Origin of the sequence: Brucella tritici (assembly GCF_008932295.1) — a bacterium.
Classification (GTDB): domain Bacteria; phylum Pseudomonadota; class Alphaproteobacteria; order Rhizobiales; family Rhizobiaceae; genus Brucella; species Brucella tritici.
In genome coordinates, this window is record NZ_WBWA01000011.1 from 128,618 (window position 1) to 139,477 (window position 10,860).

Here is a 10,860-nt window from a genome sequence, read left to right on the forward strand (position 1 = left end):
AGTCCTATCCGTTCACGCGTTTCGCGCCGCTGACGCTCGCGCTCTCTTTCAATTGGGAAATGATACGGTTGAGATGCTTGAGGTCCCAAACCTCGACATCGATAATCATCTCGGTGAAATCCGGTGCCGTGCGCACCATGGAGAGATTGTGAATATTCGCGTCGTTGGCCGCCACGATCTGTGCGATCTCTGCCAGTGAGCCGGGCGAATTGATAGCCGATACGCTGACGCGTGCCGGGAAACGCTCGCTCATCTGCTCGTCAATGTCCCAACGCACATCAATCCAGCGCTCCGGCTGATCGTCATAGGCCGTCAGCGCAGGCGACTGGATCGGATAGATCGTGATACCGGCACCAGGCTGCAGAATGCCGACGATACGATCTCCGGGGACGGCACCTTCCGGGGCGAAACGCACAGGCAGGTCCGAATTGGTGCCGCGAATCGGCAGCGCCTTCTTTCCAGGCTTCGGCATAGCCCCGGCTTCGTCCTTGGCGGCATCTTCACTGCCTTCCGGCACCTTGAAGATCATGCCGGCGGCGTTCTGAATGTTGAACCAGCCCTTTTCACCCGTCTTGGCCGGGCTGTTCTGCGATGTGACGCGTGTGTCCTGATAGTCTGGATAGACAGCCTTCACCACATCGGTTGACGGCAACTCACCGCGTCCGACTGCGGCCAGCACATCCTCGACATCCTTGCGCGCCAGGCGCGGAAGTCCCGGCTTCAATATATCCTTGCTGAACGGCTTTCCGGCACGTTCGAAAGCGCGTTCCAGAATACGCATGCCAAGCCCTGAATATTGCTTGCGGACAGCAGAGCGGGTTGCGCGCCGAATGGCGGCACGCGCCTTGCCGGTCGCGACAAGCGACTCCCAGGCTGCTGGCGGAACCTGCGCCTTGGAGCGGATGATATCCACCTCATCGCCGTTCTTCAGTTCGGTCATCAGCGGCATGATGCGCCCGTTGACCTTAGCACCCACGCAGCTATCGCCGATATCGGTGTGAACGGCATAGGCGAAATCGATCGGCGTTGCACCACGAGGCAAAGCGATGAGACGCCCTTTCGGCGTGAAGCAGAAGACCTGATCCTGAAACAGCTCAAGCTTGGTGTGCTCGAGAAACTCTTCGGGATTGTCGCCTTCGGAAAGCTGCTCGATCGTTTGGCGCAGCCATGCATAAGCATTGGTTTCGGTGGACATTTTGTGCGGATTGTTGGCGCTGCCACGATCCTTGTAGATCGAATGCGCTGCAACGCCAAATTCGGCAATCTCGTCCATTTCGCGCGTACGAATCTGCAGTTCGATACGCTGACGCGAAGGGCCGATGATAGTGGTGTGGATCGAGCGGTAATCGTTCTGCTTGGGCGTGGAAATGTAATCCTTGAACCGACCCGGCACCATCGACCATGTCGTATGAATAAGACCGAGTGCCCGATAGCAATCCTGCATCGTATCGACCATGACACGGAAGCCGAAAATGTCGGAGAGTTGCTCGAATGACAGGCCCTTGGTTTCCATCTTGCGGAAAACCGACCACGCCTTCTTCTGACGGCTCTTTACACTGGCCTTGATGCCGTGCTTCTCGAAAATTTCGGAGAGGTCCTTTTCGATTTTCTGCAGCAGCCCGCGGTTCTTTTCCAGAAGCTCGGCCAGGCGATCCGTCACAGCGCGCCATGCATCGGGATTGATATAGCGGAAGGCCAGCTCTTCCAGCTCTTCGCGCATATCCTGCATACCCATGCGGCCAGCGAGTGGCGCATAGATATCCATCGTTTCCTCGGCAATACGCAGGCGCTTGTCTTCCCGCATCACGCCCAGCGTGCGCATGTTATGCAGACGGTCGGCAAGCTTCACCAGAAGCACGCGCACATCTTCGGAAATCGCCAGAAGCAGCTTGCGAAGGTTTTCCGCCTGTACAGCCTTCTTCGAAACGAGGTCGAGCTTCTTGAGCTTGGTCAGACCCTCGACAAGCTTGCCGATTTCAGGGCCGAAGAGCTGATCGATTTCCTGCCGGGTGGCCGTCGTGTCTTCAATCGTGTCGTGCAGGAGCGCGATGGCAATCGTCGCTTCGTCGAGATGCATATCGGTGAGGATCGCAGCGACTTCGAGCGGATGGGAAAAATAGGGGTCGCCGGAAGCGCGCTTCTGACTGCCATGCTTTTGCATGGCATAGACATATGCCTTGTTGAGAAGCGCCTCGTTCACGTCAGGCTTGTATCGCTGTACACGCTCCACAAGCTCATATTGGCGCATCATCTACGAGAACTCCCTTTCGAAACCGATACCTGGAACCATATCGGGTCCAGCACACCGGATATTGTGACCCAAAATCGCCGAAAATCGAATAGTTCTCGACGTTTAGGCTTAATTTTCTGCCGACAATATTAATTTCTGGCAGAAATCGCTCGTCATTGGTGCTTTTCGCAAGCCATCACGAGCATTCATAACCTTTGCGACAAGCCAGCCTGCACGGCTATCGACGCATAAAAACATGCGCCACGACCGGGAAGTCGCAGCGCATGCAAAAGAGAGTTGATTCAAACGATGATCAGAAGTCGTCGTTCTTCTCTGGTGCAACGAGGCCTTCGATACCGGCAAGCAGTTCTTCTTCCGACATACGGTCGAAAGCAACCACATCTTCTTCGGCAGCGTCTGCGATGCCTTCCGCGACTTCTTCCGAAGAAGAAGTAATCTGTGCGGGTGCAGCCGCTTCCGGCTCATCGACTTCCACATGCTTCTGCAGCGAATGGATGAGATCTTCCTTCAGATCGTCCGGCGAGAGGGTTTCGTCGGCGATTTCGCGCAGGGCAACGACAGGATTCTTGTCGTTGTCGCGGTCGATGGTGATCTGTGCACCCTGGGAAATTTGGCGAGCACGGTGACCAGCCAGCAGAACCAGTTCAAAACGGTTCTCGACCTTATCTACGCAGTCCTCAACAGTGACGCGGGCCATGCGCGGTCCCTTTCATTTCTCGAACTTTATTGGATTTTTCCCCACATAACGCTTGTGGAGCGAAATTACAAGCAAAAGCGGAAATGCTCGTGCCTTGCTGCATGAAATCTGCCAAAAGAACGTCAAATTCATGGAATCGCCTCATAAAACACGGAGGCGCGTCAAAACGGCACAATATTTTATAAGCCTGAAAGCGATTATTGGGGCAAGACTCCCCGATAGGTAATTTAGTGGGGGCAAATAACAACCCATGGTTGCTTGTTTTTCTGTGATATGTCCTTAGAAGGCAATAAACGCACTGGTAAAATTTGATACCACCCGCCGTTTAGAAAACAAACTGAATAAGCGGTCGTCGGTCCACTCCCGTCCGGCCGTAGAGTGGATATATTGCACGATGTTTGATTCTCGTGAAAAGATTGCGCTTTTTATTGATGGCGCCAATTTATACGCTGCCTCCAAGACTTTGGGGTTCGATATCGATTATCGTAAGCTTTTGAAGGCCTTTCAGAAGCGCGGCTATCTGCTCCGCGCTTATTATTACACGGCCTTGGTTGAAGATCAGGAATATTCCTCGATCCGTCCTTTGATCGACTGGCTGGATTATAACGGCTACAAGGTCGTCACAAAGGCCGCCAAGGAATTCACGGATTCCACCGGACGCCGCAAGGTGAAGGGCAATATGGACATCGAGCTGACGGTCGATGCGATGCAGCTTACCGATACAGTCGACCATTTTGTGATTTTCTCCGGCGACGGCGATTTCCGCTCGCTTGCAGAAGCTCTTCAGCGCAAGGGCCGCAAGGTTTCGGTCGTATCGACTCTCACCACCCAGCCAGCCATGATTTCCGATGAACTACGCCGTCAGGCCGATCATTTCATCGATCTGGTCTCGCTCAAGGCTGAAATTGGTCGCGACCCGTCGGAACGCGCACAGCGCCGCCAGGATGATGATCTCGACGACAGCTATTGACGCCGTCGTCGAGCCGGTTCATGCAGAGGCATGATTTCCGAACCATCTCCCAATTGCGATATCTGTCCGAGGCTGCACGCATTCCTTCAGGAATGGCGGCGCAAGGAACCATCGTGGCATAATTCGCCCGTTCCACCGTTTCTGCCAGCGCATGATGACGATGTCCGGCTCCTGATTGTGGGGTTGGCACCGGGTTTACGCGGCGCCAACCGAACCGGGCGCCCCTTCACCGGTGATTATGCCGGCGACCTTCTCTACAGCACGCTGTGTGAATTCGGATTCGCCGCCGGCAAGTTCGAAGCCCGTCCCGACGATAGCTTGCGCCTGCTGGATGCCAGTATCGTCAATGCAGTACGCTGCGTACCGCCAGAAAACAAGCCCATCGGCTCCGAGATCAACAATTGCCGACAATTCCTGTTACCGATGCTGACCCGGTTTCGCAATCTGCAGGCAATAGTCACGCTGGGAACGATTGCGCATCAATCGACGGTCCGTGCTCTTGGCGCCCCGGTTGCGCGACATCCCTTCGGCCATGACCGGGCAAGCGAAATCGGCAGCCTGCGGATTTTCTCCAGCTATCATTGCTCGCGCTATAACACGAATACCGGGCGGCTAACGGATACCATGTTCCGAACCGTATTCCGGCATGTACGCGATTATCTGAATCAAAAGTGCGCCTGAGGCGCTCTTTCTTCTACTGATCTTTATCCCTTATCCCGCATCAAGCGAGCTTTTTCGCGATTCCAGTCGCGTTTCTTTTCGGTCTCGCGCTTGTCGTGAGTCTTCTTGCCTCGCGCCAGCGCCAGTTCCAGCTTCGCCCGCCCCCGATCATTGAAGTAAAGCTTCAATGGCACCACGGTCATCCCGTCGCGCGATACAGAGTTGAACAGGCGGGACATTTCGCGCTTGCTGATGAGCAACTTGCGCAAGCGCCGCGGCTCATGATTGAAGCGATTGCCCTGCGTATATTCCGGAATATAGGAATTGATGAGCCAGAACTCGCCATTCTCAAAGCTCGCATAGCTTTCAGCTATGTTTGATTGATTGGCGCGCAACGACTTGACCTCGGTGCCGGTCAGGACGAGACCGGCTTCGAGCGTATCAAGAATTTCAAAATTGAAGCGCGCCTTGCGGTTTTCCGCGATCATCTTGCGCACGGGAGAATTCTTAGGCTTGTTCATGATAGCACCATATAATGTGCAATACCTGAAATGAAAACGCTCCCGAAGCTACGGGAGCGTAAAAATCAGCGAAAGCGGTAAATAAGAACGGTTACAGAAACGAAGCGCCGTTCCATCTCTTTGTTTTGTCGCATTGCCGCAAGCAAAACCGCTTCACGCTTTTGCTGGCAATACTCCAGGCAGGTCAGTTGACCAGACCCGCATGTTTCATGGCTTGATCGATCTTCTCAGCCGTCGCAGCTTCCACCGTCACCATCGGCGACCGCAGCGCGTTTTCCACGCGGCCAAGACGCGACAGGGCATATTTCGGACCAGACGGGTTCGGCTCGATGAAGAGCGCCTTGTGCAGCGGCATCAGACGGTCCTGCAACTCAAGTGCCCTGGCAAAATCGCCAGCCTGACATGCATCCTGGAATTCTGCGCAAAGACGCGGCGCGATGTTGGACGTCACCGAAATGCACCCTACCCCGCCATGGGCGTTGAAACCCAAGGCAGTAGCATCTTCGCCGGAAAGCTGGATGAAATCCTTGCCGCAGGTTGCACGCTGTTCCGATACGCGCTCGATCTTGCCGGTCGCATCCTTGACGCCCACGATGTTCTTGTGGTCGCGAACGAGAGCGCCCATCGTTTCCGGCGTCATGTCGATGACCGAACGACCGGGAATATTGTAGATGATGAGCGGAATCGAGATGGAGCGCGCCACACGCGAGAAATGTTCGTACAGGCCGCGCTGGTTCGGCTTGTTATAATAGGGCGTGACGACGAGAACAGCATCAGCACCAGCCTTTTCGGCATGCTGCGCCAGTTCAATCGCTTCCACCGTATTGTTGGAGCCTGCTCCGGCGATCACCGGAACGCGGCCAGCCGCAACCTCAATGCAAACCTCAATGACGCGCTTGTGCTCATCATGCGACAGGGTCGGCGTTTCGCCGGTCGTACCGACGGGAACCAGTCCTTTGGTGCCTTCTTCGATCTGCCAGTTTACAAATGCGCGAAAGGCTTTCTCGTCGAACGCTCCTTCGGAATCGAATGGCGTGACAAGCGCGGTAATTGAGCCCTTCAGCATTAGTGAACTCCTGAAAAAAGAAAGACTGGACCTCATTCCACCGATCAGCTTGGGATCACCCTGGGGCTTCTGACCGGGTTGAGGCGTTGCACAATAGTCTTGCCACACGAGTGGAGCAAGCGGGGTAAGCTGGCAAAACAAGCGTAATACGGCAGTTTTGCGGCAAAAAACGCGGCAGTCTCCATGCTTCACCGGCTATTCGCCAGATTGCCTTCGGAAACATTGGAAGTCTCCGCCAGCCGAGCGGCGAGCAACGACTCGCGATAACGCTTTATTAAGGATGGATTCATTCCTTGAGCTTATCATCATCATTGAAATCGTCGGCCAAAAACCGGGCTAAGAAAAGCCGGATTTCAACAACATATTGCGCATCAACCAAGTCTTTGTTCTAGTTAGCCAATGTCAAAACAAGTCGCAGCGATATCCTTGAAAAGAAAAGCACTCCTCGCGAGCTGCTTTGTTGCGGTTGCCCTGCAGCCGATGATTTCGCTCGCGCAATCTTCGCTGCCGACTGATGTGCCAACCCCGCTCGCGCGCCCCTTTGCGCCGACGACCACACACCAGTCGCCGATGAATCTGGTGACACCGAAGCCGCGTCCCGCCACACCCGACCCGGTCGTGACGTCAGCGGTCAGCCGCACGGAAAACCCGGCAGCAATTGGCGGAACGCTAAAAAGCGGGCTTGATGCCCTTTCCTCCCGCGACGTTGCGAGTGCAATTGCATTCCGCAACGGGATGCCGCATGGCTCGCTCGACCGCCAGATTTTGACGTGGGCTATCGCGACATCCGGTCTCGACGGTGTGCCAAGTACCGAAATCGCAACGGCGGCAACGGATTTGCGCGGCTGGCCGGGAACGTCCGTTCTACGCCGCAATTCTGAGCGGGCTCTGTTCAAGGAAAACCCAACGCCAGCCGCCGTAATCGCAACATTCGGCAATACACGCCCGCAGACTACAGAAGGTATGATTCTGCTCGCCCGCGCCTATGTCAGCACCGGCGACGCAGGCAAAGCACGCGGACTGCTTTCGCCGTGGTGGGCCACGCAGCGTCTTTCTGCCGATGATGAGCAAAAGATACTGAAAGAGTTTTCGGGCGTTCTGACGCGCGAGGATCATCAACGCCGTATTCTAAGTTCTCTCTACAATGACCGCATGCAATCCGCAAAACTGCTTGCGGGACCAGCACAAGCTCAATCGCTCTACAACGCCTTTGCGGCAGTCTCACAAAAATCTCCGAACGCAGCCAAGGCGATAGCGGATGTCGACCGGACATGGCAGGGCAATGCGGCCTATCAGTTTCTGAAGATTCGCTATCTGCGTCGTGCCGAGCGCTATAACGAGGCGACGGACCTTATGCTGAAGGCACCACATCAGGCTGCGGCGCTTGTCGATCCGGATGCGTGGTGGATTGAGCGCCGTATCCTGTCGCGGGAACTGCTCGACCTTGGCAAGCCGCAGCTCGCCTACAAGCTGGTTTCGGCTCATGCAGCCGAATCACCCACGATGGCCGCAGAAGCGGAATTTCATGCCGGATGGTATGCGCTTCGCGCCCTGAACCAGCCGAAGACGGCTGCTCCGCATTTTGCCCGGCTCGCAGAAATCTCGTCGCGTCCGATTTCAGCTTCTCGCGCCTTCTACTGGCTCGGGCGGTCGGCTGAAGCAGGTAGCGGTGGCGATGCGCGTGACTATTATCGTCGCTCCGCTCATTTCGGCACGACATTTTACGGACAGCTTTCAGCGGCCAAGCTGAGTGAAAAAGCGCCTGAGCTCATCTATCCAAGACCAACTGAAGTGGATCGCGCGCGGTTTGCCGCTCGTCCCGCCGTGCAGGCAATAAGGCGGCTGGAACAGGTCGGTTACAGTAGTCGCGCAACGGCGCTTTACAACCAGCTATCGCAGGAACTGGACAGTGTCGGTGAACTGGCCCTGCTGGCGGTCATGGCCGAGCGCAACGAGAATCACTATCTGGCGCTGCGCGTCGGCAAAAATGCTGCGCTGCGGGGCCTTGATGTCGGCGCTCTATCGCATCCGCTCGGCGCAATTCCCGCCACCGCCAATATAAGCGGATCGGGCAAAGCCCTTGCCTATGCCATCGCGCGGCAGGAAAGTGAATTCAACGTCGGCGCGGTTTCGAAAGCAGGCGCGCGCGGCCTGCTTCAACTTATGCCCGCAACGGCAAAAAGCGTAGCGACCCGCAACGGTATGAGCTTCTCAGCACAGCGCCTCACGAGCGATGCAGGATATAATGCAACGCTTGGCGCCCATTTCCTCGGTGAGCAGCTTGACCGTTTCAACGGGTCCTACGTTCTGACCTTCGCCGGTTACAATGCTGGGCCCCGCCGGGCATCGGAATGGGTCGAGAAATATGGCGATCCACGCGGCAAGCCTATCGATCAGGTCGTCGATTGGATCGAACGTATCCCCTATTCCGAAACACGAAACTATGTTCAGCGCGTCATGGAAAACTATGAGGTCTACAAAGCCCGTCTGACCGGTAGCGCCGATATCCAGACCGATCTGATTTACGGTCGGCGCTAGAAAACTTTGCGCTTATATTGAAATAGTAGAAATGCTCTGAAATGAAAAAGCAGGCTATTCGCCTGCTTTTTTTGTCCGTCGCGATCTTGGTTTGGTCGCTGTTTTGCCGGGCTTTTCCGATCTCCTGGCACTGGCTTTATTTGCTGCATTCGCCAGCTTGGTGGCTTGCCCGCTCCAGTCCTCGCGCTCCACACGGCGCGGAAAGCCTATGTTTCGCTCGATCCAGCGCGATTCGTCTTCATTCCAGCCGGCAATCTGGTCGTAATGAAACACGCCGATCCCGTTGAGCAATCCCTGAACCGCCCCACCAATGCCTTTGATGACGGTAAGGTCATCAGGCTTTCCAAGGCGCGCAGCTTCCAAAAGCTCAGGTCGGCCCGGATCGCGTACAGGCTCGGCATCTGCCTCAGCCTCCGCCTTTCCCTCCCGAGAAGGCCAGTCCCCCACAACTTCAGCATCGGGCACAGCTTTCAACTGAAGCTTCTCCGGTTCGCGCGGCTGGGATGAAATTTTGGGTTCTTCAGTTTTTGCCGGGGAAGAGATCTTACTTGACGCTTCCGGCTTTTCAGCAACTGGCAATGTCGCGTGTGCCGCTGCAATAATTGTGCGCTCGTGATCCGGCATCGACGCACTTCTGCGCCGCATGAAACGACCCAGAACACAGCCGATAACAAAAGCGATGGCAACAAGAACAGCCAGTTGAACAATCAGCAACGGCATATGGTTTCCTCGTACTCCAAATTACTCAAGCCCGACGAACATAATCGTCGTCAATTTTTCCCCGCCCCCAATTTGCCGCCACTATTTCGAACCGGTCAGCCAGCCCACACCCGCACCGATTAAAACCGCTACAACGAGAACCGGCCAAAACGATACGGCTAAATAAAGCATTGTCAGATCCGCTTTCTATTCCGGAAACGGAACATATGATCCGCTATGCCTATTCATAAAGAGAAAGGAAAGGCTCGAACAGGCGGGCTGTCAATTCCGAACAGAAAACTAACAGGGGACGAAATTCGAGATTCCGTCAGCCTTCCTCGCTGTAAAAGCTAAGGTTCGCCAATCTCTACCCGTCCTGCCTTCAGAGCGAAAGGAAGCGGGGAGTGCAACTGGGATTCTATCTTTTGATAGCTGGTATCGTCTGCAGCTTTGCCTTTGACAGAGATATTGAGGTCCGAAATCTCAATCTCTCCTTCCCGCACAGCCGACAGAAGTTGCAAGGCAAACTCCACCGAATCAACGAAATTCGCCGGGCTGCCTCGGCCTACGGCCATCTCATCATCAAGCGGGATGCCCGGAGCCGCACTTTCAGCTGCCGTCATGATACGGTCCCTGACATCATTATCAGGAACAGAACCAGATAGAATGATTCCGTCTGCACTCTTCTTTATCTGTAGCGAATAGGGCGACACGAGCGGAAGAACACTCGTCAGATCGGTGGTTTCGCGAATCCCCTTCACCTGCTCCAGCGCCATTTTCGCAGCGGACTGAGCCTCTGGATCGGGCGCAATACCTTTAAGCGTCACGTCGCGACCGTCCACATCAAAGCCCGTCCATACATATGGAGCCAATGCTTCGCCGGTACGTGTTGCAATATCCGTCTCGACCCGATCGGCACCAAACCAGAGCGCAAGCGCGGTCAGCGCTGCGGTCCACGTAACTCCGGGCCAAAACCATTTGAACATGTCGTGGCGTCTCCACGCTGGAAATGCGAAGCAGCGGAACACAAACCGCTTTCATTCGTACAAAGACCGAGATTTCGGTGAAAGCAAGATCGCTACCGTGAAAATCCGCAAACAAAAAACCCGACAGCGATGCTGCCGGGTTCTTTTTGAACAATCCCAGAGGGATTAGAACGAGCGCTGGAAACGAACCATGCCCTGGAAAGCATCCTTGCCGTCGAGGCTGATGTTTTCGTCGTCCCACTTGGTGTAGGAAACTTCCGGGGTGATCGTGAAGCCAGGAACCAGTTCGTAAGCAACGTTTGCGGTTGCTGCGAAGGTCTTGGTGTCGTCGTAAGCGAGCTGCAGGTTGAAGGTAGCCTTTTCGGTTGCCTTGAATGCAGCGCCACCCCAGACAGCCCAGTCGCCGCCCCACGTGCCGTAGAACGAGTCGATTACGCGGTAGGAGTAACCAGCACCGTCAACTGCATAGGTG

Annotated in this window: 10 protein-coding genes and 1 pseudogene; 4 read left to right on the plus strand and 7 right to left on the minus strand. The window is 55.3% G+C overall.

Translation table 11 applies throughout. The features are described from left to right. Positions 1-4: 4 nt before the first annotated feature. Positions 5-2,251, minus strand: a complete 2,247-nt coding sequence (locus tag F9K91_RS13570) for a RelA/SpoT family protein (RefSeq protein WP_151554851.1) — start codon at positions 2,249-2,251, stop codon at positions 5-7. Between the two features lie 292 nt (positions 2,252-2,543). Further along, positions 2,544-2,948, minus strand: a complete 405-nt coding sequence (gene rpoZ, locus F9K91_RS13575; RefSeq protein ID WP_061347279.1) for a DNA-directed RNA polymerase subunit omega — start codon at positions 2,946-2,948, stop codon at positions 2,544-2,546. A gap of 394 nt (positions 2,949-3,342) precedes the next feature. On the opposite strand from rpoZ, the gene F9K91_RS13580 reads away from it, so the two are divergent. Then, positions 3,343-3,918: a LabA-like NYN domain-containing protein gene (locus F9K91_RS13580; RefSeq protein WP_151554852.1), complete on the plus strand. Its 576-nt coding sequence runs from the start codon at positions 3,343-3,345 to the stop codon at positions 3,916-3,918. 30 nt (positions 3,919-3,948) lie between these two features. Continuing rightward, positions 3,949-4,599 carry a uracil-DNA glycosylase gene (locus tag F9K91_RS13585; RefSeq protein ID WP_151677976.1) on the plus strand — a complete coding sequence of 217 codons (651 nt, stop codon included), beginning with the start codon at positions 3,949-3,951 and terminating at the stop codon, positions 4,597-4,599. Between the two features lie 23 nt (positions 4,600-4,622). Here F9K91_RS13585 and smpB read toward each other — a convergent pair whose 3' ends face one another. Both smpB and dapA read right to left on the minus strand, forming a co-directional pair. Beyond that, positions 4,623-5,099: an SsrA-binding protein SmpB gene (gene smpB / locus F9K91_RS13590; protein ID WP_061347277.1), complete on the minus strand. Its 477-nt coding sequence runs from the start codon at positions 5,097-5,099 to the stop codon at positions 4,623-4,625. Between the two features lie 184 nt (positions 5,100-5,283). Next, positions 5,284-6,165, minus strand: coding sequence for a 4-hydroxy-tetrahydrodipicolinate synthase (gene dapA, locus F9K91_RS13595; protein WP_151677977.1), 882 nt, complete (start codon positions 6,163-6,165; stop codon positions 5,284-5,286). 480 nt (positions 6,166-6,645) lie between these two features. On the opposite strand from dapA, the gene F9K91_RS13600 reads away from it, so the two are divergent. Further along, complete coding sequence (locus F9K91_RS13600; RefSeq protein WP_151677978.1) at positions 6,646-8,703, plus strand: lytic transglycosylase domain-containing protein; 2,058 nt, start codon at positions 6,646-6,648, stop codon at positions 8,701-8,703. Positions 8,704-8,757: 54 nt separating this feature from the next. Here the strand turns inward: F9K91_RS13600 and F9K91_RS13605 are convergent, their stop codons facing one another. The 3 genes and pseudogenes from F9K91_RS13605 to F9K91_RS13615 all read right to left on the minus strand — a co-directional run. Next, positions 8,758-9,423: a 50S ribosomal protein L21 gene (locus F9K91_RS13605; protein ID WP_151651803.1), complete on the minus strand. Its 666-nt coding sequence runs from the start codon at positions 9,421-9,423 to the stop codon at positions 8,758-8,760. Positions 9,424-9,752: 329 nt separating this feature from the next. Then, positions 9,753-10,388 carry a BON domain-containing protein gene (locus F9K91_RS13610; protein ID WP_151677979.1) on the minus strand — a complete coding sequence of 212 codons (636 nt, stop codon included), beginning with the start codon at positions 10,386-10,388 and terminating at the stop codon, positions 9,753-9,755. A gap of 165 nt (positions 10,389-10,553) precedes the next feature. After that, positions 10,554-10,763, minus strand: a pseudogene (locus tag F9K91_RS13615) (porin); the annotation flags it as partial. Between F9K91_RS13615 and F9K91_RS26790 the strand changes: the two are divergent. Next, the coding region (locus F9K91_RS26790) for a hypothetical protein (RefSeq protein WP_459562243.1) at positions 10,728-10,860 on the plus strand (133 nt) is incomplete at its 3' end. The pseudogene F9K91_RS13615 and the gene F9K91_RS26790 overlap by 36 nt on opposite strands.

Bases quoted from the DNA above. Each gene is read 5' to 3' on its own strand.
- F9K91_RS13585 (WP_151677976.1), top strand. From the start codon at position 3,949: ATGATTTCCGAACCATCTCCCAATTGCGATATCTGTCCGAGGCTGCAC.
- F9K91_RS13610 (WP_151677979.1), bottom strand. From the start codon at position 10,388: ATGTTCAAATGGTTTTGGCCCGGAGTTACGTGGACCGCAGCGCTGACC.
- F9K91_RS13570 (WP_151554851.1), bottom strand. From the start codon at position 2,251: ATGATGCGCCAATATGAGCTTGTGGAGCGTGTACAGCGATACAAGCCT.
- F9K91_RS13580 (WP_151554852.1), top strand. From the start codon at position 3,343: ATGTTTGATTCTCGTGAAAAGATTGCGCTTTTTATTGATGGCGCCAAT.
- rpoZ (WP_061347279.1), bottom strand. From the start codon at position 2,948: ATGGCCCGCGTCACTGTTGAGGACTGCGTAGATAAGGTCGAGAACCGT.
- F9K91_RS13600 (WP_151677978.1), top strand. From the start codon at position 6,646: ATGATTTCGCTCGCGCAATCTTCGCTGCCGACTGATGTGCCAACCCCG.
- smpB (WP_061347277.1), bottom strand. From the start codon at position 5,099: ATGAACAAGCCTAAGAATTCTCCCGTGCGCAAGATGATCGCGGAAAAC.
- F9K91_RS13605 (WP_151651803.1), bottom strand. From the start codon at position 9,423: ATGCCGTTGCTGATTGTTCAACTGGCTGTTCTTGTTGCCATCGCTTTT.
- dapA (WP_151677977.1), bottom strand. From the start codon at position 6,165: ATGCTGAAGGGCTCAATTACCGCGCTTGTCACGCCATTCGATTCCGAA.